The sequence below is a fragment of the Arthrobacter sp. U41 genome (assembly GCF_001750145.1).
Classification (GTDB): Bacteria; Actinomycetota; Actinomycetes; order Actinomycetales; family Micrococcaceae; genus Arthrobacter.
On the sequence record NZ_CP015732.1, the window covers coordinates 4,329,709 to 4,354,290 of the forward strand.

15 protein-coding genes are annotated in these 24,582 nt (G+C 68.9%); 6 read left to right on the forward strand and 9 right to left on the reverse strand.

The window, feature by feature from the left end; genetic code table 11:
- Positions 1 to 24 precede the first annotated feature (24 nt).
- Together ASPU41_RS19690 and ASPU41_RS19695 are read right to left on the reverse strand one after the other, a co-directional pair.
- Positions 25 to 3,033, reverse strand: a complete 3,009-nt coding sequence (locus ASPU41_RS19690; RefSeq protein ID WP_197515717.1) for a UPF0182 family membrane protein — start codon at positions 3,031 to 3,033, stop codon at positions 25 to 27.
- A 171-nt stretch (positions 3,034 to 3,204) separates the two neighbouring features.
- A complete protein-coding gene (locus ASPU41_RS19695) occupies positions 3,205 to 4,353 on the reverse strand; it encodes a YlbL family protein (RefSeq protein ID WP_069952339.1) in 1,149 nt (382 codons plus the stop codon).
- Between the two features lie 236 nt (positions 4,354 to 4,589).
- Between ASPU41_RS19695 and ASPU41_RS19700 the strand changes: the two genes are divergently transcribed.
- A complete protein-coding gene (locus tag ASPU41_RS19700) occupies positions 4,590 to 6,035 on the forward strand; it encodes a zinc-dependent metalloprotease (RefSeq protein ID WP_069952340.1) in 1,446 nt (481 codons plus the stop codon).
- 105 nt (positions 6,036 to 6,140) lie between these two features.
- On the opposite strand, the gene ASPU41_RS19705 is transcribed toward ASPU41_RS19700, so the two are convergent.
- The 3 genes from ASPU41_RS19705 to nudC all read right to left on the reverse strand — a co-directional run bounded on the left by ASPU41_RS19705 (position 6,141) and on the right by nudC (position 10,219).
- Complete coding sequence (locus tag ASPU41_RS19705; protein WP_083266638.1) at positions 6,141 to 6,830, reverse strand: M48 metallopeptidase family protein; 690 nt, start codon at positions 6,828 to 6,830, stop codon at positions 6,141 to 6,143.
- Positions 6,830 to 8,920: an ATP-dependent DNA helicase UvrD2 gene (locus ASPU41_RS19710; RefSeq protein ID WP_069952837.1), complete on the reverse strand. Its 2,091-nt coding sequence runs from the start codon at positions 8,918 to 8,920 to the stop codon at positions 6,830 to 6,832. Before ASPU41_RS19710 ends, ASPU41_RS19705 begins: the two co-directional genes overlap by 1 nt.
- A 201-nt stretch (positions 8,921 to 9,121) precedes the next feature.
- Complete coding sequence (gene nudC, locus ASPU41_RS19715) at positions 9,122 to 10,219, reverse strand: NAD(+) diphosphatase (RefSeq protein ID WP_069952341.1); 1,098 nt, start codon at positions 10,217 to 10,219, stop codon at positions 9,122 to 9,124.
- 200 nt (positions 10,220 to 10,419) lie between these two features.
- On the opposite strand from nudC, the gene ASPU41_RS19720 reads away from it, so the two are divergent.
- Positions 10,420 to 11,826 carry a macrolide 2'-phosphotransferase gene (locus ASPU41_RS19720; RefSeq protein WP_069952342.1) on the forward strand — a complete coding sequence of 469 codons (1,407 nt, stop codon included), beginning with the start codon at positions 10,420 to 10,422 and terminating at the stop codon, positions 11,824 to 11,826.
- Here ASPU41_RS19720 and ASPU41_RS19725 read toward each other — a convergent pair.
- From ASPU41_RS19725 to ASPU41_RS19735, 3 genes are all read right to left on the reverse strand, one after another.
- Entirely contained in the window at positions 11,823 to 15,320 is a 3,498-nt protein-coding gene (locus ASPU41_RS19725; RefSeq protein WP_069952343.1) for an ATP-dependent helicase, read from the reverse strand. The genes ASPU41_RS19720 and ASPU41_RS19725 overlap by 4 nt on opposite strands.
- Positions 15,317 to 18,634, reverse strand: a complete 3,318-nt coding sequence (locus ASPU41_RS19730) for an ATP-dependent helicase (RefSeq protein WP_069952838.1) — start codon at positions 18,632 to 18,634, stop codon at positions 15,317 to 15,319. Before ASPU41_RS19730 ends, ASPU41_RS19725 begins: the two co-directional genes overlap by 4 nt.
- A 152-nt stretch (positions 18,635 to 18,786) precedes the next feature.
- Positions 18,787 to 19,203, reverse strand: coding sequence for an MGMT family protein (locus ASPU41_RS19735; RefSeq protein WP_069952344.1), 417 nt, complete (start codon positions 19,201 to 19,203; stop codon positions 18,787 to 18,789).
- Between the two features lie 140 nt (positions 19,204 to 19,343).
- Between ASPU41_RS19735 and ASPU41_RS19740 the strand changes: the two genes are divergently transcribed.
- The 4 genes from ASPU41_RS19740 to ASPU41_RS19755 all read left to right on the forward strand — a co-directional run bounded on the left by ASPU41_RS19740 (position 19,344) and on the right by ASPU41_RS19755 (position 23,119).
- The gene (locus ASPU41_RS19740) at positions 19,344 to 20,054 is read left to right on the forward strand and encodes a 3'-5' exonuclease (RefSeq protein ID WP_069952345.1); all 711 of its coding nucleotides are present in this window, start codon (positions 19,344 to 19,346) and stop codon (positions 20,052 to 20,054) included.
- Between the two features lie 316 nt (positions 20,055 to 20,370).
- A complete protein-coding gene (locus tag ASPU41_RS19745; protein WP_083266639.1) occupies positions 20,371 to 21,447 on the forward strand; it encodes a methionine ABC transporter ATP-binding protein in 1,077 nt (358 codons plus the stop codon).
- The gene (locus ASPU41_RS19750) at positions 21,444 to 22,115 is read left to right on the forward strand and encodes a methionine ABC transporter permease (protein WP_069952346.1); all 672 of its coding nucleotides are present in this window, start codon (positions 21,444 to 21,446) and stop codon (positions 22,113 to 22,115) included. Before ASPU41_RS19745 ends, ASPU41_RS19750 begins: the two co-directional genes overlap by 4 nt.
- Positions 22,116 to 22,276: 161 nt before the next feature.
- Positions 22,277 to 23,119 (forward strand): MetQ/NlpA family ABC transporter substrate-binding protein, encoded by an 843-nt coding sequence (locus ASPU41_RS19755; protein WP_069952347.1) that lies wholly within the window; start codon positions 22,277 to 22,279, stop codon positions 23,117 to 23,119.
- A gap of 108 nt (positions 23,120 to 23,227) precedes the next feature.
- Here ASPU41_RS19755 and hemL read toward each other — a convergent pair whose 3' ends face one another.
- On the reverse strand, positions 23,228 to 24,559 hold the full coding sequence (gene hemL / locus ASPU41_RS19760) for a glutamate-1-semialdehyde 2,1-aminomutase (protein WP_069952348.1): 1,332 nt from the start codon (positions 24,557 to 24,559) through the stop codon (positions 23,228 to 23,230).
- Between the last annotated feature and the right edge of the window lie 23 nt (positions 24,560 to 24,582).

Here is a 24,582-nt window from a genome sequence, read left to right on the forward strand (position 1 = left end):
GGCGGTGCCTCCGCCTGCCGGGCGTTAGCTGCTCGGTGTCGGGGCGGGGGTTGCCGCCGGCGTTGTGGCCTCCGGGGCCGGGCTGGCCGCCGGCGCAGGTGCCGGCTCTGCCGCGATCTTGGCCTCGGCATCGATGGCCCGCTGCAGGGCCGCAGAGAGTTTCCTCTGCTGCTCGCCGTAGGCTGCGAAGTCACCCTTCGCGAGGGCTTCCTGGCCGGCCTTGATGGCGGCATTCGCCTCTTCCAGGGCCGCCTTCAGCTCTGCTTTGGCGTCGGTGCCGCCTGGAGCGGCCGGTGTGCCGTCGGGCGTGGCGGGCGCCTGCCCGTTGTTGGCCGAGTCGCCGGCACTGGCTCCCGACTCACCGCCGAACAACTGGTTCAGGGCCTCGTCCAGGGTCGGGGCGAACCCGATCTTGTCACCAAACGCCACCAGGACGCGCTGCAGTGTGGGGTAGGACGTTTCACCCGTGGACCGGAGGTACACAGGCTGGACGTACACCATGCCGCCACCTACCGGCAGGGTGAGCAGGTTGCCGTTGAGGACCGCCGACGCACCCTGGCGAAGCAGGTTCAACGCCTGGGACACCGTGGGGTCCGAGTTGAACTTGTTCTGCGCCTGGCCGGGGCCGGGGACATTCGCTTCCGGCGGGATCTGCAGCAGCCTGAGCTGGCCGTAACTCTCCGCCTTCACGCCCTTTTCCTTGCCCGCGTCGGAGTCCGCGGCCAGGAAGCCGTAGAGCACGTTACGGGCGTTTCCGTTCACTACCTGCGGGATAAACGAAGAGGTCAGCTGGAAGGCCGGTTTGTCCTGATCGGGCATTTTCAGTGACATGTAGTACGGCGGCTGCTTGACGTCGTCCTGGACAGTCGGGTCATTCGGGACGCTCCAGGCGTCATTGTTGGTGTAGAAGTTGTCCGGCTGGGTGACGTGGTAACGGCCCAGGAGTTCCCGCTGGACCTTGAACAGGTCCTCCGGGTAGCGGACGTGGCTCATCAGTTCCCCGGACATTTCCGAGAACGGCTTCAGCGAGGACGGAAAGATGTTCTGCCACGCCTTCAGTACCGGGTCCTGGTCATCCCAGGCATAGAGCGTCACTTTTCCGTCGTAGGCGTCCACCGTGGCCTTGACCGAGTTGCGGATGTAGTTGACGGAGGTGTTTGGCAGGGAGACCGTCCGGCCCGCGGTCGTCTGCGAGTCGGCAGTGGCCTCGGAGAGCTGCTCCTGCTGGGAGTAGGGGTAATACGGGCTGGTGGTGTAGCCGTCCACAATCCACTTCACGCGGCCGTCGACAACGGCCGGGTAGGCGTTGCCGTCCACGGTGAGGTACGGGGCGACCTTTTCGACCCGTTCCCGGGGGTTGCGGTCGTAGAGGATCTGGGATTCGGCGTTCACACCGTCAGAGAGCAGCAGGTCCGAGGACTGGAACTTGATGGCGTAGAGGACCTTGTTGAAGAAGCTGCCCACATTCGGGCCGCCGTCGCCGGTGAAGGTGTACTGCGTCTCGCCGTCGCCTTCCTTGGCTGCGGGCCGGTCCTGCTCGCGGTTCGGAGCTCCTTCAGGGGCGCCGACGACTGAGTAGTCGGCCGAGTTCTCACCGAAGTAGATCCGCGGCTGGTAGGTCGAGTCGTTGCCGAGCACGCCGGTGGACGGGATTCCGGCCTGCAGGAAGTCAGGCTTGCCGTCGACGGTGAACTTGTTGCCCTTGGCGGCCACGACACCGTAGCCGTGGGTGTAGACAACGTGGCGGTTCAGCCAGGACTGCTGGTTGGCACTCAGCCCGTCCGGGTTGAGCTCACGGACCGCGATGACGGTGTCCTGGATCTTGCCGTCGATCTCATAGCGGTCCACGTTCAGGGCGCTGGGGAACTGGTAGTACGGCCGGTACTGCTCAAGCTGGGAGAACGCATCCGAGATCAGGTTGGGGTCCAGCAACCGGATGTTGGCGGTGGTCTCCGAATCGGGGGCGAGAGCGCCTGTGGTGGTGGTGGTGGTGGCGTTGTACCGGGTTTCCTGGATCTTATCCAGTCCGTACGCCGAGCGGGTCATTTTGATATTGCGTTCGATGAACTGCTTCTCGAGCGTCTGTTCAGAAGGCCGGACCTGGAACTGCTGGATCACCCAGGGATAGACGCCGCCGGCCAGGATCGAGGTGATGACGAGCATCGCAGTACCGATGACGGGCAGCCGCCACTTGCCGATCACGGCAGCAACGACGAACAACACCGCGACGAGGACCGCGGCCACCGCCAGGATGGATTTGGTGGGGATCACGGCGTTGACGTCCGTGTACAGCGCACCCGCCCAGCGGCCGCCGCTGTTCTGTACGGAGGCATAGCGGTCCAGCCAGAAGTTAACGCCCAGCAGCAGCAGGAAGGCCGCACCCGAGACGGCAAGATGGATCTGCGCCGCACGGCTGGTGAAGATGCCGCGTTCCATGATCCGGATGCTGCCGTAGAGGTAATGCGTCAGGATGCCCGCGATGCCTGCGACGATGATGACGCTGATCAGGAAGCCGGTGACGAAGCCCAGGAACGGCAGCGTCATCAGGTAGAAGCTGATGTCGAGGTTGAACTGCGGGTCGCTCTCGCCGAAGGGCTCCTGGTTCAGGAACAGAAGCACTCTCTGCCACTGGCTGGACGCCGCGCTTCCGGCGAACAGGCCAAAGAGGACGGGCAGGCCGATCATAACGACGCGGCGGACCGGTTCAAGCTGGACCTGGTAGCGGTTGAGGTTGTCCCGGATGTCCGAGTCCGGTGCGTACACCGGGCGCGCGTGGTAGGCGATCCGGATCGCGAAGAAGACAGCGGAGAACATCAGGGCGAAACCAAGCAGGAAGAGAACGATGCGGGCCAGGTTCTCGGTCAGGAACACTTCGAAGAAGCCCAACTGCTGGTACCAGAGGACGTCCGTCCAGACATTGGCGAAGAAGATGAAGCCGACCACGATCAAGGCCACGACAATTAACGTAGGCGTCAGTGCGCCTCGTCGTTGCTGGGGTCTTCCGGGCGGGACGGTGCTGGCGGGACGGGACAAACTCGGTACCTCATAGCTGCTCGACAGTTACTGGTCTTTAGTTATCAGTGCGGTGCTTCGTTGCTCGAACTCAGTGCTGCTGCCTTGAAGCGACCGTCGGCCCCGCCCAGCCGGGCGGCGAAGCCGTCATAGGTGCCACGAGTGGCGGCGGATCTTAGTTCCGCGGCCAGTCTAGTTGCTGGAGCAAACCGGAAGGGCCGATGTGTCGGCCCCGGACGCGGCAAGTTCGACGGCTTTCCGCGCCTCGGCCAGATTCTCGACCCGCACCACCTGCAATCCGTCGGGAATATGCCCCACGACGTCCTCGCAGTTGGCGGCCGGAGCAAGGAACAGTGTGGCGCCGCCGGACCGGGCCCCGTGCATCTTTTGGCTGATCCCCCCGATCGGGCCAATGGCGCCGTCGGGGGTAATGGTTCCGGTTCCCGCGACGTGCTTGCCGCCGGTCAGGTCGCCGGGGGTGACGGTGTCCACGATGCCCAGGGCAAACATCATCCCCGCGCTGGGACCGCCGACCTTGTCGAGGGATATCTTCACGTCGAAGGGAAACTTGAACTTGTACTGCAGCATGACCCCGAGGATGAACCGTCCGGCTGCGGTCTTTGACGGTGTGATGTTTGCCGTCACGCTGCTGCCGTCGCGGTCGACAACAACTTCCACCGGGGCGCCGTTGCCGGCCGCCAGTTCGGACTGGATGACGCCGAGCGCGGTCGCCGCCTTGCCGTTGATGGACACCAGTACGTCGTTTTCCAGGACCTTCCCGGCGGAGGCGGAGCCCTCCGGGACAGCGGCGATCTGCATCTTCTGCTCGAAGGGGATGCCAAGTTCCCTGAGGGCGGAGGCCACGGCGTTCTCCTGCGAGGACGTCATCGCGACGGCGCTCTCCTGCTGCGACTGTTCCTTCGTCACGCCGGTGGGGAAGATGAGCTCCTCCGGGTAGACGGCTTTGGCGCCGCTGAGCCAGGCCGAGAACGCCTCGACGACCGTCACCGGACCGTTGGGTCCGCCGTCGACATAGACGGTGGTGAGGTCCAGGTTGCCCTTCGCGGGGAACGTCTCATGGCCCGTGACGCTGATGACCGGCGTGCCGTTCTCAGTGCCCAGGGTGTTGAACGTCGGACCGGGTGATTCCACGACGTACGGGACCGGCAGGCTCAGGGCCGTGAACCCCAGCGCCAGCGCCAGCAGCCCGGACACCAGCATGGCTGATGACCGGTTGTCCCGCCGCCGATCCGAACGTGGCCCGGCGAGGAGGGAACGCCGGCCCCGGGACGGGCCGGCCGCCGGCCCGCTGGGGGGCTGTTCGCCCTGCGTAATCGTCAATGAAGGACCTCTCCGTGCCGGCGCCCGGGGACCCTGCGGACCCCCTGATCAGCGCACCGCGTCCGCAGCCTCCGCCGCGGCTGCCGCCTGCAAATATTCCTGCCTCTAACACTACTGGCTCGGTTGCCGGCTGGGCTCTTTGCCTACAGCGAACGTGGCCGGGTTTCAGCAGACAGCCCGCTGGCCGCGGGGTACCGTGAACGTGAGAAGCAGCCACACCGACGATCGGCGGGATCATGACCTCCAACCCACTTAATCCGTCCAACGGCGACGAGGAACCCAAGGATCCGCTGGCAGAAATGCTGAAGAACCTGATGGGCGGCCAGGGCATGGGGAACATCGACCCTGCGGAACTGGCGAAGGCCGCGGGACTGCCGGACGATCCGAATCTGCTCGCCCAGATGTTCTCCCAGGTCCAGGCCATGATGAGCGCTTCCTCGGAGGGCCCGGTGAACTGGCAGCTGGCGCATGAGAACGCCCGGCGCGTTGCCGCGAGCGGCTCCGACCCCTCCGTCACGGCGCAGCAGTCGCGCGAGGTCGACGAGGCCCTGCGGCTCGCCGAAATGTGGCTCGACCAGGTCACCGGTCTGCCGGCCACCGGGCTGATCGGCCGGGCCTGGTCCCGGGCCGAATGGGTGGAAGAAACGCTCGGCACCTGGAAACGCCTGACCGAGCCGGTGGCCAACAGCATCGCGAATGCGCTGTCCACCGCCATGACCGAGCAGATGCCCGAGGAAATGAAGTCCATGATGGGCGGCGCGTCCTCCATGCTGCAGAACATGGGCGGTGCGATCTTCGGCATGCAGCTGGGCCAGGCCATCGGCGCCCTGTCGGCCGAGGTGGTCAGCTCCACGGACATCGGCGTCCCGCTCGCCGACCTCGAAATGGCGCTGTTGCCCTCCAACGTGGCGAAGTTCGGCGAAGGCCTCAGCCTGCCGGAGAACGACATCCGGTTGTTCCTGGCCGTCCGCGAAGCGGCCCACGCCCGGCTGTTCGTCCAGGTTCCCTGGCTGCGCGGCCACCTCCTCGGCGCGATCGAAGCGTACGCCCGAGGCATCCACATCGACACCTCCAAGATCGAGGAACTCGCCCGCGAACTGGATCCGGGGAACCCGGAGGGCATCCAGGAGGCCCTGTCCCAGGGGGTCTTTATGCCGCAGCGCACCCCCGCGCAGGACCAGGCGCTGGAGAAGCTGGAGACCGCCCTCGCGCTCGTCGAGGGCTGGGTGGATGAACTGAGCTGGGCCGCCACCGAGAAGCTGTTGCCCTCGGCCGCGGCGCTGCGTGAGACGGTGCGGCGCCGCCGTGCCACCGGCGGACCGGCCGAACACGCCTTCTCCTCCCTGGTGGGACTGGAACTTCGCCCGCGCCGGCTCCGGGAGGCCGCCGCACTGTGGGCCTCGCTCAAGGACGAACGCGGCATTGACGGCCGCGACGCGATCTGGCAGCACCCTGACCTGCTGCCCACCGCCGAAGATCTCGAAGACCCTAAAGGTTTCAGCGAACGCCGCAAACTGGCCGAGGCCAGCGACTCCGAGGTCGACGATGCCCTGCAGAAGCTGCTGAACGGCGGATTCGACGAGCCTGGGGATGCTCAGGCGGCCGGGGATGACACCGGAAAAACCGGCGAGGACGGCACGGACGACGACGCTCCCCGGGAAGGCGAAAGCCCCAAGTCCTAGTCCTGGCGCACGCGTCGGTAAGCCCCGGCCGGACCTGAAGTTCCGGTCGGGGCTTTTCCGTGCCCGCGGCTGCCGGTGCCAACCGGGCCGGCCGGACCCGGCGTGTCAGCCGGGGACTTCGGCCGCGTCGGCGTCGGCCTTGGCCTCACCGTCGCCGTCCGGCGCGATGCCGCGGGAGGTGGCGAAGGAGACGCCCTCGAGGAAGGCCTTGGCCCGGGCGGTTTCCGGGTAGGCCCCGAGGAGCCGCCAGAACGCGGCGTTGTGGCCTGCCACGAGCAGGTGCGCCAGTTCGTGGAGCAGCACATAGTCGATGACCCACTGCGGCATGGGTTGAAGCTTGTCCGAGAGCCGGATGGTCCCGTCCGACGGCGTCGCGGACCCCCAGCGGGCGTTCTGGTTGCTCACCCAGCGGACCGAGGACGGCACCGCCCGGCCGCCGAAGTACTTTGCGGAGAGCTCGGCGGCGTGCGCCGCCAGGGCGTCGTCGCTGCGCGGACGGCGCCCTCCGGCACCGCGGCTACCCCGCTCCCCCTGGCGCCGCAGCTTCTCGAGCATCCGGTGCACCCATTCGCGTTCCTGGGCCCGGCTGAAGGAGGCGGGGATGGCGACCACGGCGGTGCCGTTCTCCCAGAAGGCCGCAACGGTCCGGCGGCGGCGGGCGGAGCGCCGCACCTCCACCGGGGCGCCGTCGGCAGTGGTCAGCGGCGAGGCTGCCGGCGTGGCCGGGCTGCCGGTCGGCTCGGCCGGCCGCCTGTTTGCCGGCTTGCCTGCCGGCGGGGGGCTGTTCCCGGCCATCAGAGGGTGGTGCTTTCGACCAGCACAGCCAGCACTGCTTCGCCGTACTTCTCCAGTTTGGACGGTCCCACCCCGGGAAGTTTGGCGAGCTGTTCGAGGGATTCGGGCCGGGCCTCGGCGATGGCGGTTAGTGTGGCGTCGGTAAAGACCACAAAGGCGGGAACGTCGGCTTCGAGCGCGATGTCCTTGCGCCACTGCCGGAGCGCGTCGAAAGTCTGCTCCTCGTAGCTGGGCGGGCACTGGTTGCAGCGGCCCACTTTACGCTCGGCGCCCGACGAGAGCATCGTGCCGCAGACGCGGCAGGTGGCCGGCACGGCGGCCTTGCGGCGCGGCGCCGCTCCCTTGCCGCGGACCGAGGAGCTGGCCACGGAGTCGGGCCGCAGGCCATCCAGGAAGCGTGAGGGCTTCCGGTTGGCGCGCCCGCCCGGGGTCCGCGCGCTGGACCAGGAAAGGAACAGGTGTTCCCTGGCCCGGGTGATCCCCACGTACAGCAGCCGACGTTCCTCGTCCACGGATTCGGGGCTGTCGGCGAAGGAGATCGGCATCAGCCCCTCGCTGAGTCCGACGAGGAACACGGCGTCCCATTCGAGGCCCTTTGCCGCGTGCAGCGAGGCAAGGGTGACACCCTGGACGGTCGGGGCGTGCTGGGCCAGGGAGCGTTCCTGGAGTTCATTGACGAAGTCCGCGAGGCTGAAATGCCCGCCGCGGCTGATCACAAGTTCGTCGGCCAGCGCCACGAGCGCCGCGAGCGATTCCCAGCGCTCCCGGAGCGCGCCGCCGCTGTGCGGGGCGGCTTCCGTGTAGCCCAGCGAGGCGACAATGTCGCGGACCAGCTGGCCCAGCGGCTCAGGACTGGCGGTTTCGGCGACGGCCCGGGTGGCCGCCCGCAGCTGCAGGATCGCGTCGCGGACTTCCTTGCGGGCGAAGAACCGTTCACCGCCGCGCAGCTGGTAACCGATCCCCGCCGAGGCCAGGGCCTGCTCGTAGGCCTCGGACTGACCGTTGGTGCGGAACAGCACGGCGATCTGGCTGGCCGGGGTGCCGGTCTCGAGGAGCCCGCGCACCTTGACCGCCACCGTTGCGGCCTCGGCCTCATCGTCGGAGCATTCGGTGAATTGCGGGACCGGGCCGGGCGGACGCTGCGCCACGAGTTGCAGGGGGGTGGCCCAGGCGGCGTCGGCGACCGGGCCACCGCTGCGCCGGCCGCCCAGCAGCTCGTTGGCCAGTTTCACCACCTGGGGGGTGGAGCGGTAGTCGCGGATCAGTTTGACCACGGTGGCCCCGGGGTATTGTGCCTTGAAGCCGAGGAGGTGCTTCGGCGAGGCGCCGGTGAAGGAGTAGATGGTCTGGCTGGCGTCGCCGACGACGCACAGCTCGTCGCGCCCGCCGAGCCACAGTTCCAGCAGCCGCTGCTGCAGCGGGGAAACGTCCTGGTATTCGTCGACGACGAAGTGACGGTACTGCTCGCGGACCGTGGCAGCGACCTTCGGGTCCTCCTGCAGGATGCCCACGGTGATCAGCAGCACGTCCTCGAAGTCGATCACGTTCCGGTCGGTCTTGACGTCCTCGTAGGACTGGAAGACCCGGGCGACGGCGGTCAGGTCAAAGCCGCCCGGGGTGCCGCGGCCCTGGGCTTTTTCCAGGTAGTTGGCCGGGGTCAGCATGGATACCTTGGCCCATTCGATTTCGGAGGCCAGGTCGCGGATCGAGGCGCGGTCCGTGCTGAGACGCAGCCGCCGGGCCGCCTCGGCAATCATCTGGGCCTTGTGGTCCAGCAGGTTGGGCAGGACGCCACCGACGGCCTGCGGCCAGAAGAACTGGAGCTGGCGCAGCGCGGCGGCGTGGAAGGTGCGGGCCTGGACGTTGCCGACGCCAAGGTCGCGGAGGCGGCTGCGCATTTCAGCCGCTGCCCGCGCGGTGAAGGTGACGGCCAGCAGCCGCTGCGGGTTGTACACGCCGGAGTGCACCCCGTAGGCGATCCGGTGTGTGATGGCGCGGGTCTTGCCGGTGCCGGCGCCGGCCAGGACGCAAACCGGTCCCTGCAGGGTGCTGGCGACCTCGCGCTGTTCGGCGTCGAGACCGCCGAGGATTCGTTCCTCGAGGGAGCGGTTGTCCGGCGCCGGGGGTTCCGTCTCCGCGACACCGTCGGTGGACTGGCCGGGCGGGAAAGCGCTGGTCTGGAAGATATCTGTGTTCACTATTGCTGCTCAGTCGTTTGAGGGTGTCCGGTGGATGCTCCGCGGTGATGGGCCCCCGCCGCGGCGGTGCCGCTGCGTGGTGTCATCCCGGCCTCATGCGCTGTCCGCGCGGTCCCGGATACGGCCGCCGTACCAGTGCTCGATCAGGGCACGTGCGATGGACAGCCTGCTGGAGATGACGATCTCCCCGCTGAGCACTGCTTCCTGCAGCTCGCTCCGGCTGAACCAGCGTGCCCGGGTCACTTCGACGCCGTCGGGAGTGGCCTCGGTGTCCGCTGTCGTGGCTGTGAAGCCGAGCATAAGGGAAGCCGGGAACGGCCAGGACTGGGACCCGAGGTACTGGCAGGCCGTGACCCGCACGCCGACCTCCTCGCCGATCTCCCGGACCACGGCCTGTTCCAGTGACTCCCCCGGCTCGACGAAGCCGGCGAGGGTCGAGTAGTTCCGGGCATCGAGCGGGCCGCCGCCGCCGAGCAGCAGCCGCCCGTCCGGGCCCACGACCGTGACAATGATGGCCGGATCGGTGCGCGGGTAATGCTCTGAACCGTCCGAGGGGCAGCGGCGCACCCAGCCTCCCGCCTCCGGCACGGTGGAGGCGCCGCAGCGGGGGCAGTGGGTATGGGTGGCGTGCCAGTTGGCGATGGCGCTGGCCTCGATGAAGATGGCGGTGTCCGTGGGGTTCAGCGTGGCCGCGACGTCACGGAACCCGGCCCACTGCGCGCCCTCGGGGATGCCGGCAATGTGGGCTTCGAATTCCTCGGCCTGGACCTCGAACTGCTGCGGCAGGAGGAAGAGCACCAGGGGGGTGCCGGCCATAAGGCTCGAGCCTGGCAGGGCTGAGCCGAGGTAGATCAGCTGGTCCGGGGCATAGTCCGTGTCCCTCAGGTGCCGGGCCAGTTCGGCCGCGTCCAGCAGCACCAGGCTGCTGCCGTTGACGAGGGCCTGCCGGCCGGACAGCACCATGGACCGTGCCCCGCCGGAGGTCATCAGCTCCCCCAGCATCCCGGGCTTCAGCCGCGCGTCGGATCCGCGGTCGATCAGGGCCGGCCGCACCGGAAGCACGGTATCCATCAGGTGGTTGGCAGCGAGGCCGGGATGCGGGGGGACCGGCGTGCCCGTCGCCGGCTGGCTGTTCCGGGCTTGGCCCTCCGGGGCTTGGCTGTTTGGTGCCGGTGACTCCGCAAGACTCATGTACCCACCGTACTGACTCCCGCTGACAAATGACATTTTTCCCCGGTGTATGTGGGCATCCGCACGTGCCCCGGCTGACTGCCGGGGAACGCGCCGCGGGCCGGCGGCGGAGCGGACCCCGGGGCGGAATTTATTCCTGATCTTTCAGACTCGCCGTGGTGCATCGCAGTCTTGGGCGCCGCTCAATCTACCGTGGAAGCGTGAGAAGAAAACCAATCGAACTGGCAGCTGTGGCAACCGCGGCAGTCCCCGGACTGACCCCGACCGCCGTCAGCTCTGCGCCCGACGATCCGGCAGACTTCGATTCGGCTCTGCTCCTGGATTCCGAGGGAAAGCGCTGGCGTGTCCGCTCGCCGCGCCACCCCGAGGCCAGTGCACGGCTGGAAACGGAATTCCTGGTGCTGCGTGCCTTCGTCCCTGCCATCCGGGCCGAGCTTCCCTTCCTGATGCCCACTGTTGCCGGCACCGTCCGGCAGGGCGAGCTGAGCACGTTCGTCTACTCCCACCTCGCCGGATCGACCCGGTCGGTCGAGGAACTCGGCGCCGCCTCCCCGGCCGTGGCCCGGGAAATCGGGGCGGCTCTCGCCGCCATCCATGACCTTCCCCACTCGCTGGTCAGCAACGCCGATCTGCCCAGTTACACCCCCAACGAGTTCCGCCAGCGCCGCCTCAACGAACTGGATCAGGCCGCGACCACCGGCAAGATTCCGCCGCTGCTGCTGCGCCGGTGGGAACACGCCCTTGAGGACGTCTCGCTCTGGCGGTTCAACCCGTGCGTGGTCCACGGGGACCTGCACGAGGACAACCTTTTGGTCGACGGCGACCGTGTGACCGCCGTGACCGGCTGGACCGATCTGCGCATCGGCGACCCCGCCGATGACATGGCCTGGCTGGTCGCGTCCAACGACCAGGACTTCGTGGACGCCGTGCTGGCGCAGTACACCTCTGCACGGCGCGACGTGCCCGATTCCCATCTTCTCCGGCGTGCCGCGCTCTCCGCCGAATTCGCCCTGGCGCAGTACCTCGTCAAGGGCCTCGCTGCCGGAAACCAGGACATGATCAATGAGGCCGAGTCCATGCTGATGGCACTGGCCGAGGATGTCGCGGAGCACGGCGGGCAGCCCATCAGCGTTGAACCGCTCCCCCAGCCGTCCCCTGCTCCCGCCCCCGCATCCGGCCCTGCATCCGGCGGGGTTCCGCAGGGCACGGAACCGGGACCTGTTCCGGCCGTCAGCAAGGTCTCCCTGCTCGCCCCGGACTCGGTCTCCGGGCTTCCCGCTGTTCCCTCCAGCACCGCGATGCCGGCTGTGCAGGTCACACCGATCCCCCTTGAAGCGGTTCAGGAGGTCAGGGCAGCCGATGACACGGCAGGCCGCACCGACATCATGGCTGACGCTGACCGCACTGAGCCTGCGGGCAACAAGGTTTCCAGTGTCTCCGTGACGGCGATCCCCGACGACGGATCGGGCGCCGACGTTTCCTCCGGCGAAGACACCTCAACCCAGTCGATCGCCGTCATCCAGGCAGGCGCGACGGCACCGGCGGACCTGCCGGCGGATGACACCTCGACGACCGCACTCAGGGTGGTCGGGACGCAACCCCGCTAACTCGTCCCCAGGGCCGCGGCGACAATCTGCTCGAGCCGTTCCGCCGAGCCCAGGTCATGCGGCCGGACCACCTGGTTGTCCGCCACGTAGTAGAACGCAGCCCGGACCTGCTCCACCGGGATGTCCTTGAGCCGGGCCCAGGCCAGCCGGTAGACGGCCAGCTGGACGGCCTTGGTCTTCAGCTGGCCGGCGGAGGGCCGGCGGCCGGTCTTCCAGTCCACCAGGTCCCAGCCGCCGTCGGCGTCGCGGAAGACAGCGTCGATCCGGCCCCGGACCACAACGTCGCCAATCCGGGTCTCCACCGGTACCTCAACATGGGCCGGGGCGCGGTTGGCCCATTCCGACCGGCGGAAGGTTTCCACCATGGTGTCGAGGCCGTAGGCCGCGTCGATGTGGTCATCGGAGCCCGCCGCCTCGCCGAGGTCCAGCATGCCCGCGGTACCGAAGTACTCCTCCACCCAGGCGTGGAAAGCGGTGCCTTTACGGGCGGACATCCCCGGTTCCCGCGGGACGGGCCGCCGCAGCCGGGCGACGACGGAGCCGGCGTCCTCCTCCAGATCCACCAGGGTTGACGCGGAGATGTGGCCCGGCAGGTGCACCTCCTGCACCGCACTCCGGCGGGAGCGGCGTTCCAGCAGGGTCGCGGCCTCGTGCGCCCAGCCGCCGGCCGGGCCGCGCAACTGGCGTCTTGCCGTGCCGGTGGCGCCCCCAGCAGCGGCGGCGCCCGGCCCGCCCGCATCCTGCAGCACGCCGGAGCCCAAGGACTGCAGCACCCGTTCCGCGGCAGACTGCATGGCCGCCCGCCGCCCCGGCACCAGCCGCAGCCGGGCTCCGGTGCGCGGGTCGCGTGGCCCCTCCAGCGGGTCGTACGGCCACCCGGCGACCTCAAGTTCCGAGGTCAGCGGGCTCGCCTCCGGCAGCGCGTCCTCACTCACCGACAAAGGGTGGATCGCGGCGGCGGCGTCCTCAGCGAGCACCTCCAGTTCGGCCAGGAAAGGCGACATGGCAGCCATACCGGCGCGTGCGCCCACCCAGGCGGCGCTGGAAACCCACAACACGTGTTTCGCCCGGGTGTAAGCCACATACGCCAGCCGCCGCTCTTCGGCCTCGCCGTGGACCTGGACGGCGGACTTGAACTCCTTCTCGGCGTCGAGCCAGCCTTTTTGGTCAGGGTGTTCGAGGTCCCATTGCGGCAGGTCCGCGCGGTCCCCGCGCAGCGGCCACGGCAGTGCGGCGCTGCCGCTGCTCCAGCGGGAGTCCCGGCTGCTGGGGAAGGCTCCGGCGTTGAGCCCGGGCACAAACACAACATCCCACTCCAGGCCTTTGGAGGCGTGCACGGTCAGCAGCTGCACCGCTTCATGGTTCACTTCGGGTGCGGCGGCGTCCAGGCCGTTCTCCTCGGCAGCCGCGGCCTCGAGCCAGGCCAGGAAGGCGAGAACGTCCACCCGTTGGGAAGTGTGCAGGAACCCGGCGGCGGCGTCCTGGAAGGCGTCCAGGTTGCGGCGGGCCTGGTGGATGCTGACCCCGGGCCGTGCGGCGACTTCGATATCGAGAAGCATGGCCCGCTCCACCTCGCCGAGCAGGGTGGTGAGGTCGTCGCCCATGAAGCCGCGCAGTTGCCGGAGTTCCGCCGAGAGCCGGTGGAGCCGCTGCAGCCCCTCGGGGCTGAGCTGGCGTCCGTGCGCGGAGGTCCAGCCTTCGCGCGGCAGCCAGTCGATGGCTTCGACCAGGCTGGCGGCGTCCGTGAGGTCGCCCTCGATCACCGCAGCATCCGCGACGTCGTCGGCGGCATCGTCGTCCGTTGTGCCGGGGCGGCCACGGCGCCGGGCGAGGAAACTGGACCAGTCCCGCAGGGCCATCAGGTCCGCGGGCCCGATCCGCCAGCGCGCCCCGCAGAGCAGGCGCATCAGCGAATCCGAGCGGCCCGGATCGGCCAGGACCCGAAGGGTCGCCACCAGGTCGACGATCTCGGGAGTGTCCAGGAGACCGCCGAGGCCGACGATTTCGTAGGGGATCCCGCGCACCTCGAATTCGCGGCGGATGACTTCCATCTGGGCACGCCGGCGGCACAGCACCGCCATGGCGGGAGGCTCAGGCTCCGCCGCCGACCCGTCAAAGTCGGTCACCCGGAACTTCAGAACGTCGCCGGCGATCGCGGCGGCCTCGTCCTCATCGGTGCCAAAGCGGCCCATCACCACGCGGCCCTGGACCGCGGCCGGGCTGGGCTGCAGCGGCGGAACCTCGACGCCTCCGGCGGTGTCCCGTTCGCCGGCGGGGCCGGTGTGGGCTGCGGCTTTGCTGAGGGGTGCTGAAATGACGTTGGCGGCGGAGAGGATGTTCCGGCCGTTACGCCACGCCGTGGTGAGGTACGAGGTCGGAGCCACGGCAAAGCGCTCAGCGGCGGCAGCGCCATCCTCGGCCGCGAGCCGCACCGGGAATTCGCGGACGAAGTGGAAGAGCTGGCCGGCGGAGGCGCCGCGGAAGCCGTAGATGGACTGGTTGGGGTCCCCCACCGCGGTGACCGCGTGGCCGCCGCCGAACAGGCGGGAGAAGAGGACCAGCTGGGCGTGCGAGGTGTCCTGGAATTCGTCCAGCAGCACCACCTTGTAGCGCTGGCGTTCGGTTTCCGCGGCGACCGGGATCTCGTTGGCGACGCCGGCGGCGAGGGCCACAAGGTCGCCGAAGTCGAGGGCGCCGCGGGCGCGCTTGCCGTCCGCGTAGCGTCCCACCATTTCCGCGACGCTGGCCCGGGTGCGGAGCAGGCCGCTGAGCTCGCCCACCGCCTGGCTGGGGTTCTTTTTGGCGGTGGCGAGGTAGGGCAGCGCCTCGAACTCGGCCACCCGGTCCAGCAGCCAGCCGCGGACTCCGGCCGGGTCCTGGAGGTGTTCAGCGCACTCGCCGGCGAGCTGGATGACGGCCTTGACCAGGGTGGACTTGGCGGAGCGAAAGTGCTCGTACTCGCCGTCGAAGGCTTCCACGACCTCGCTCGCCAGCTGGAAGGACTGGGCGCCGCCGAGCAGCACGACGTCGCGTTCGACGCCGAGCCGGAGACCGTAGTCGGACACGATGGCGCTGGCGTAGGAGTGGTAGGTGGAGACCTTGGGTTCGAGCGCGTCGGTGCTGAGCAGTCCGGCCGGGAACACCTGGTTCTGCGTGTCGGCCGCGGCGATGCGCTGCAGCGCGCCCAGCTTGGCGCGGATGCGGGTGGCCAGCTCCCCGGCGGCCTTCCGCGTGAACGTCACGCCGAGCACTTCCTCCGGCCGGACCCAGCCGTTGGCGACGAGCCACACCACGCGGTCGGCCATGGTGGCGGTCTTGCCCGAGCCGGCGCCGGCAATCACAAGCCGGGGAGACAGGGGCGAGGAAATGATGTGCGACTGTTCGGCTGTGGGGCTGTTCTTCTCCCCCAGCATCGCGGAGAGCTCTTCAGGGGTGAACCGGGCGGCGGGGAGAGCGGCGGGCAGGGAGGCGGGAGAAGTTGTTTCGGCGCTCATTCGGTAACCTGCTTTCCCCGCAGGCACAGCGGGCAGACTTCGGGAAGGCGGCAGCCGTGGCCGCCGTGGCCGCCCTTGGAAGGGTCGTGGCGGGCCTCGAAGGTGTTCCCGGACATGACCCGGGCGGCGTCGCCGACCATGTCCAGGGCCCAGTTGTTCGCCGGGTCCAGCGGCGCCTGGGCCTGGATGCCCGGGCTCTTGGTGGTGGTGCCGAGCTGGGCGAGGACGGCCCCGCCGGGCAATGGGGGCGGGCCGTCGTCGGGACCGGCAAAGCCTCCGGCCAGCACTGCCGCCTGGTAAGCGCCCAGCTGGGGATGCCGATCGAGGTCGGACTTGCCCGGCTGCCGTTTGCCGGTCTTGAGGTCCACGACGACGAGCCTGCCCTCGGCGTCGATCTCCAGGCGGTCGACCTGGCCGCGCAGCACGGCCGGCCGGGCCGGCCAGGGGCCGCCGGCGTTTTCGCTGCCGGCGGCGGCAGTGCCGGGGCTTCCGGCCGGGGCGGCCACGTCCGGGAGTTTCACTTCGAAGTCCTGCTCGACGCCGACCAGAGACCGGCCCTCGCTGCGCATCACCAGCACGTACTGGGCGAGCTTCCGGACCATGGTTTCAGCGCGCTGGAAGTCGAGCTTGCCTTCCCAGTTGTCCTTCATCCCGAGGGCCGGCCAGCGGCGGACGAGTTCGGCCAGGTATTCGCTTCCGGAGGCATCCGGAAGGTCCTGGGCAATGGCGTGGACGAGCGTGCCCAGGCTGCGGGCAAAGTCCGTGGCAGCCTCTCCGCCGGCGGCCTGGACGAACCAGTCCAGCGGCGATTTCTGCACCGTCTCCACCTTCGACGGCGAGACGTATACGGTGCCGCCCGGCGGAACGACGGGCTCCTCGGTGGACAATGGCGCAAGGCCCCACCAGCTTGAGGGGTGCGCGCCGGGTACGGGCGGCTCAGCGGCCGCCAGGGCACCAAGAACGGCGCTGGCTTCCAGGGCTTCGGGGGTTCCGGCATCGAGCTGGGCGTACTGGCGCAGCTCGGCCACGAGGGCCCGCAGGGTGAGCGGACGCTCCACCGCAGTGAAACCTCGCCGGTCCTGGTCCGGGCCCAGCGGCGCCACGTAATCCAGGAACGAGGAGGGCTGTTCGTCCTCGGAGGACACGGCGGTGCAGATCAACACCTGCCGGGCCCGCGACACGGCGGTGGAGAAGCTTCGCAGTTCGTCGTAGCGGATTTCGCGCAGCCGGCTGAGGGGATCCAGTTGCAGGGCGTATTCCACGCCGTGCTCAACGGCGTCCGCGAACAGCGTGCTGCCGAGCAGTTCGCCGCGGAGCCTGGTGTTGGGCCATACGCCTTCCTGCAGGCCGGGGACGATGACCACGGGCCATTCCCGGCCGGCGGCGCTGGCCGGGGTCATCAGTTCCACGGCGTCCTCCAGTTGGGCCCGCGCGGCGAGGGTGTCCATCGGGAGTTCCTGGCTGAGCAGGTACTCGAGGAACTGCTCGGGTCCGGAACCGGGCAGCTGGTCCACATAGCGCTCGGCGGTGTGGAAGAGGGCCATCATGGCGTCGAGATCCCGGTCGGCCCGGGCCCCGGCTGCTCCTCCGGCCAGCGCCGCTTCGGTCCAGCGCGAGGCGAGGCCGGTGGAGTTCCAAACCGCCCACAGCACCGTTTCGGCGTTGCCGCCCGGAGCCTGGGCAGCGTCCCGGCCGGCCCGGATCATCCGCGCAATCCGGCGTGCGGAGTGACCCTCGATGCCGAGTGTCGCCAGCGCGCCCGGTTCCAGCAGGGCCTCGACAAGGAGCACGTCGCTCGTGCGGCCACCGCCGCCCAGAAGCTCTTCCCGGCGCAGGGACTGGCGCAGCCGACGCAGTTCGATGGCGGTGGCCCCGCCGATCCGCGAGGTCAGCAGCGCCACGGCCGCCTCGGGGCCCAGCACGGCCGGGTCCAGGGCCACGGCGTAGGCATCCAGCAGGGGACGGACCGCGACCTCGTCGCGGACTGCGGATTCGGCCACCGGGATCCGCACCGGGATGCCCTGGCCTGCGAGGTAGCGCTGCAGCGCGCTGAGTTGGCCGCCGTTGCGCACGATCACGGCGATGTCACCGAGTTCGCGGCCGTCGTTGTATTGGGCTTCGAGGATCCGCTGGGCCACGTAGCGCAGTTCGTGCACCGGCGACGCCAGCAGGTGCGCTTCCACCGTGCCTGCGCCGGCGTCGGGGCGCACCGCTCCGACGCCAGGCTGTGCAGGGCGACCGGGCTGGGCGGGATCGTGCGGCTGCGCCGGCACCGGGGGCTGCTCGAGCCTGCGCGCGGACTGACCGCCGGCGCGGCGGGAGATCCGGCCGGCCACGGCGAGCCAGGCGTCGGCGACGGCTGGGGTGTGGCGGTGTGCTGTCCAGAGCGGCCGTTCGAGGACTGCCCCGCCGGCGGGGGCGAGCAGCCGCGGAAGTTCGGCCACGAGGTCCGGGCGGGCGCCGCGGAAGCCTTGGACCACAGTGTCCGGCGATGAGGTGATGATGGCTTCCTTGCCCGCGGCGATATCGGCGAGGAGTTCGAACACGGCCGGGTTGGCTTCCTGCATGTCGTCCACCAGGACCAGCTGGAGCCGGTCGCGTTCGGCGGCCAGGAAATCGGGTTCGTCCTGGAAGATCTGGCGGGCGGCCGTGATGATGCCGGCCGGGTCAAAGGATTCGGGCATGCGCAGGTCCAGCACGTCGCGGTACTCCGCGTACAGCGCGGCGGCGGCGACCCAGTCCGGCCGGTGGCAGCGCCGGGCGAGGACGACGAGGTCCTCGGCGGTCCGTCCGGATTCGATAATCCGGTCAAAGAGCTGGCGCACTTCCTGCCGGAAGCCGCGGGTCTGCAGGGCCGCGCCAAGGTCCTCCGGCCAGGGCAGCTCGAGTCCGGGCTGCGTGTGGCCTTCGAGCAGCTCCTTGATGATCAGGTCCTGTTCCGGGCCGGACAGCAGTTTCGGCGGGCGCGGCAGGGGCAGGATTCCTTCCGCCTTGGCACGCCGGATCAGGTCGAAGGCGTACGACGCCCAGGTGCGGGCCGGCGTCGTACTCAGGCTGCGGTCCAGCCGCGCGGTGAAGCGGTCCCGGAGCGAATCGGCGGCCAGTCGTCCGGGGGCGAGGATGAGCATCCGTTCCGGATCAAGGCCGGCCCGCTGCGCGCGCCGGACGGCGGCCTCCACAAGCACGGTGGATTTCCCGGTTCCCGGCGCTCCGGGAATTAGGACGGGACCGGAGCCATGCGGGACGTCGACGGCCGCGAGCTGGTCTGCCGACAGCACGGGGACCGCGCTGTGCAGCTGCCGGGGCGGCAGCAGGCGTAGTGAGGAACCGGAGGTGCCCGGCCTGGCGCGACGCTGCCCGCCCTTTGCGGGGAGGCCGGGTGCAGTCCGTGTTGACTCGGGCTGTGTTGATGTGGGCGGGGCGGACAATGGCTTCGTGCTGGGGATGGGGTTCGTGCTGGGGATGCTCACACAGTCATTTCATCATCAGGGGCCGACAGTTTGTGCAAGGAGCGTTCCAGCCGCTCGGCAACCGCGTCGATCCGGTCGAACTCGCCATCGCCGGGTGCCCAGCGGGCGGCCATCAGGTCCACGCGCCACCGTCCCTCGCCGGTGCGCAGGTATTCCGCGTAACTTCCCAGCAGCGGGGTTCCTTCCTGGAGGTACCGGTCGAGGGCCTCCCGCTCGTGCCCGGGCGGCGCCTCACCGTTGGCCTTCAGAACCCGCCACCAGGGCACCGAACTGCCGTGGTGGCTCATGACGGAACCGATTTGCCGGGCACCGCCGGAACCGAGGAGTTCGGCGACGTCACCGTACGCCACCGCGGTCCCCGCGGGGATCAGTGCCACCACGTCCAGCACCGCCTCCACATACTCCATCCGCATGACACAAGCCTAGCGGCCGGGGGCTCCGGAACGGGCCCCCGGCGGCGCTGTCCGGGGGCACTCCGCCCGGGCGGCGCCACGCCGGGCCCGGCCGGGTGCGGTGGCGCATTACCGTCGGTGGCAGCGGGTAGCGTTGCAGCATGAGCACTTGGAACACCCTCCCCCGCGCAGCCTTCGACCTTGAAACCACCGGGCGGAATTCCCGTTCCGCGCGGATCGTCACGGCGTCCATCACAGTGGTGGACGCCGCCGGCGGCATCATCAAAGAACACGAATGGCTTGCCGATCCGGGAGTCGAAATTCCCACGGAGGCCAGTGACATCCACGGCGTTACGACGGAGCGGGCCCGCAGCGAGGGCCGGCCTGCCGCTGACGTGACGAGGGAAGTTGCCGCGGCGCTGCAGGACCTCTTCGACACCGGCGTGCCGGTCATCGCCTTCAACGCCAGCTACGACTTCACCGTGCTCGCCGCCGAGTCGGCCCGGTACGGTGTGCCGCAGCTGAGCCGCTTCCCGGTGCTGGATCCCTACGTCATGAACAAGCAGGTGGACCGGTACCGCAAAGGCAAGCGCACCCTCACCGCCCTTTGCGAGGAATACGGGGTGGACCTGAACAACGCGCACACCTCGGCGGCCGATGCCCTGGCCACCCTGCGCATGCTCGACGCCATGGCAGGGAAGTTCCCGAAGCTCCGGATGCCGGCCAGCCACCTGCACCAGCTGCAGATAGAGTGGGCCTCCGCCCAGGCCTCCGATTTCCAGAGCTACTTGCGCAAGACCAAGCCCGCCGCCGTGATTGAAGGCGACTGGCCGGTGCTGCCGCCCGAGGACGCCAGCCGCGGCGACTTCTAGGGCGGCCCGCCTCCCGGACCTGCGCCGACGGGCCGGCCGGCCGGCCGGCGGCCGCCCGCTCCCTGCCCTGCTGGGATGCAGATCACATGGCGGATCCACGCGCGCCCGCCAGCGCTGGATGGGCGGGGATTCCGCCAGCGGGCATCGTCCGCGCGCACTGGCCCCGGCTCTCGGGGTTTTTTCGAATCTTCCACACCAAAGGTTCCTCTGTTGCGAACATGATTCGTAAGTGGCCGCCAATTGGCGCCACTGACATAATTTAGTTCATAACCGCGCGTGTGTTATGCCGCGCCTGCACCCAACCGCCAAGGGATCAATGATCACAGTTACCGACCTGCGCAAGGTCTACCAGCAGGGGAAAAAGGAAGTGGTGGCCCTCGACGGTGTCACCCTTTCCGTGCCGAAGGGCTTTATTCACGGCATCATCGGCCATTCCGGTGCCGGCAAGTCGACCCTCGTGCGCTGCCTGACCCTGCTGGACCGTCCGACGTCAGGCTCCGTCAGCATCGACGGGACCGAGCTCAGCTCCGTCAAGGACTCGGAGATCCGTGCTGCGCGGCGGCGCATCGGCATGGTCTTCCAGCACGCGAACCTGATGGACTCCCGGACCGCGGCGGGCAACGTCGCACACCCCCTCGAACTCGTCAAAACCCCGAAGGACCAGATCCGGACCCGCGTGGCCGAACTCCTGAAGCTCGTAGGCCTCGAAGGGTTCGAAGACGCCTACCCCTCGCAGCTTTCGGGCGGCCAGCGCCAGCGCGTTGGCATCGCCCGGGCCCTGGCATCGGACCCCGACGTGCTCCTGTGCGACGAACCGACCTCGGCCCTGGACCCGACCACCACGGATGAGATCCTGGACCTGATCCAGGACCTCACCAGACGCCTTCAGCTCACCGTGCTGATCATCACGCACGAGATGAACGTTGTGAAGCGCATCTGCGACTCCGTGTCCCTGCTCTCCCGCGGCCGCATCGTCGAACACGGAGCCCTGCGGGACGTGGCGGGAGACCTGGACAGCAAACTCGCCCGGGCGCTGCTGCCGCTGCCGGCCTCCGAGCCGCTGCCGGGAGCCCTGCAGCGCGGGCCGGTGCTGGAGATCCTCTTCTCCGGCGACAGCGCCAAGGAACCGGTCCTTACCGGCGTCGCCCGGCGCTTCGACATTGACATCAACGTCCTGGCCGGCAGCGTCGAGACCCTCGGCGGCCAGCAGTTCGGCCATCTGCGCGTTCAACTGGCGGAAAACGCCGACCTCGACGCCGTCCTGGCCTACCTGCACGAGCGCGGCATCGCCGCGAAGCGTTCGAGCCCCGCCGCAGCGCCGGAGCCCGACTTTGCCCGATCTGCTCTTCCGACCTCTGTCCTCCCCAACGGGGACCAGGGAGGTAACTCATGAACGACATCTTCAGCAATCCCGTCCTGGTCAAGGCCCTGCCCGAAGCCATCATCGAAACCCTGCAGATGGTGGGGATCTCGTCCTTCTTCACCGTGCTGATCGGGCTGCCGCTGGGCGTGTTCCTGCATGTCTCCGCCCCGGGCGGGCTGCGCCCGATGCCGGTCACCAACCGGGTGCTCAGCGACGTGATCGTCAACATCACCCGTTCCATCCCCTTCGCCATCCTGATGGTGGCGCTCATTCCGGTGGCCCGCGCCCTGACCGGCACCAGTCTCGGCCCGGTCGCCGCCTCGGTGTCCCTCTCGATCGGCACCATCCCGTTCTTCGCCCGGCTGGTGGAAAACTGCCTGCGCGATGTGCACCACGGCAAGATCGACGCTGCCCAGGTGATGGGGTCCACCAAGATGCAGGTCATCAACAAGGTGATGCTGCGCGAATCCCTTCCCGCCCTCGTCGCGGCCGCCACCACCACCGTGGTCACCCTCGTGGGCTACTCCGCGATGGCCGGACTGGTCGGCGGCGGCGGCCTCGGCAAGCTCGCGTATAACTACGGCTTCCAGCGCTTCGACGTCACGGTCATGCTCGTCACCATCGTGCTGATCATCGTCCTGGTCCAGGTCATCCAGCTGGTGGGGGAGCGGATTTCCCGCAGCCTCGACCACCGCTGACGCCCCCGGCTCCAGCGGCCACAGACACGGCAGTCCGGCCCGACCCCGGCCAGCCTCCCGAACCTCATACCAACACCCTGCAGCGGGTAGCCGCCCGCTGCAACTGCGCGGATCACGGCGCTGACGTCGCGAATCCAGCTATTTCGAAAGGAACGCATCCAATGCGTAAGTCACTCACCCTCCTGGCCACGGGCATCGTTACCGCCCTGGCGCTGACGGCTTGCGGTGGTTCGTCCACCCCCAGCGCCCAGAGCACGACCCTGGACCCGGCAAAGCCTGCCACGCTCACGGTCGGCGCCAGCCCCGTTCCGCAGGCAAAAATCCTTGAGTTCATCAACCAGGACCTCGCTCCCAAGGCCGGCCTGAAGCTGGAGATCAAGGAAATCGAGGATTACCAGACGCCCAACACCGCGCTGAGCGACGGCTCCCTCGATGCCAACTACTACCAGCACCTTCCCTGGTTCGAGGACCAGGTGAAGACCAAGGGCTACAAGTTCGGCCACGGCGAGGGCGTCCACATTGAGCCGTACGCCGCGTTCTCCGAGAAGGTCAAGGACATCCAGGATCTCCAGGACGGTGCCAAGGTCGCCATCACCAACGACCCGTCCAACCAGGTCCGCGCCCTCAAGGTCCTACAGGTCGCCGGCCTGGTCAAGGACATCAAGGACGACACCTCGGTGCTGACCCTGACCGATGAGCAGAACCCGAAGAAGCTCAAGTTCTCCGAGAACCAGCCGGAACTGCTGATCAACGACCTCAAGGACCCGTCGGTTGACCTGGCCCTGATCAACGGCAACTTCATCCTCAAGGCCGGGCTGAGCACCCAGGACGCACTTGCGGTGGAGTCCGTGGAGAACAACCCCTATGCGAACTTCCTGGCATGGCGCGAGGACTCCAAGGATGACGTCCGCATCAAGAAGCTTGACGAGCTCCTGCACTCCCCCGAGGTCAAGGCCTTCATCGAGAAGGAATGGCCGAACGGCGACGTGACCGTGGCTTTCTAGTCCCCGGATCACCGACCGGTTGAACACTTGGGGCACCCGCCGCGGCGGGTGCCCCAAGTGTTTAACCACGGCACCGGACCGGCCGCCGTGGGGTTGCGCGGTTCAGCGCTACGCCCGCGCGGCAGCGGCGGCCTTGGCGGCGGCGGGCAGGGCGTCGAAGATCCGGTTCATCGCGGCGTCGTCATGTGCGGCCGACAGGAACCAGGCTTCGAAGACCGACGGCGGCAGGTACACGCCGGAGTCCAGCATGGAGTGGAAGAACGGCGCGTAGCGGAACACCTCCTGGCCCTGGGCGTCCTCGTAGTTGTGCACTCCCCGGGCCGAGGTGCCGAACGCCACCGAAAACAGGTTCCCGGCGCGCTGGATCGAGTGGTCCACCCCTGCCGACTCCAGTGCCGTGGACAGCGCCGTGGAGAGCTCCAGCGAGCGGGCATCCACGAAGGAGTAGACCTCGGGGGTGGCGTGGGTCAGCGTCGCGACGCCGGCGGCCATCGCCACCGGGTTGCCGGACAGCGTGCCGGCCTGGTAGACCGGGCCCAGCGGCGCGAGGTAGTCCATGACCTCCGCGCGGCCGGCGAGGGCCGCCGTCGGCATCCCGCCGCCGATGACCTTGCCGAAAGTCAGCAGGTCCGGGGTCCACGGCAGCGCGGCGCCGGCGGCCCCGCCGGTGAGCCCCCAGTAGCCGGAGTACCCGGTGCGGAAGCCGGTGAGGACCTCGTCAAGGATCAGCAGGGCGCCGTGCTCACGGGTGATGCGTGACAGTCCGGCGTTGAAGCCTTCTCCCGGGGTCACGACGCCCATGTTGGCGGGCGCGGCCTCGGTGATGACGGCGGCGATGTTCTCACCGTATTTGGCAAAGGCTGCTTCAACGGCGGCGAGGTCGTTGTAGGGCAGCACGAGGGTCTCGGCGGCGGTGGCGGCCGTTACCCCCGCGGAACCCGGCAGTGCCAGGGTGGCGAGACCGGAGCCGGCGGCGGCGAGCAGCCCGTCGAGGTGGCCGTGGTAGCAGCCGGCGAACTTGATGATGAGGTCACGGCCGGTGAATCCGCGGGCCAGCCGGACGGCCGTCATGGTCGCCTCGGTGCCGGTGGAGACCATCCGGACGCGCTCGGCGGCGGGGACCCGCTCCTGGACGATGGCCGCGAGGTTGGCCTCATCCGGGGTCGACGCGCCGAAGGACAGCCCGCGGTCGACGGCTGCGTGCACGGCGGCAAGGACCGCCGGGTGGGCATGTCCCAGCAGCGCCGGGCCCCAGGAGCACACCAGGTCGACGTACTCGGTGCCGTCGGCATCTGTCAGGTAGGGGCCCTTCGCGGAGACCATAAAACGCGGCGTTCCGCCGACGGAGCCGAACGCGCGGACCGGCGAATTGACGCCGCCCGGCATCAGCTGGCGGGCGCGGTCGAAGAGTTCCTCGTTGCGAGGGTGGCTGGAAGTCATGGTTCCTATTCTTTCAGTGGCTT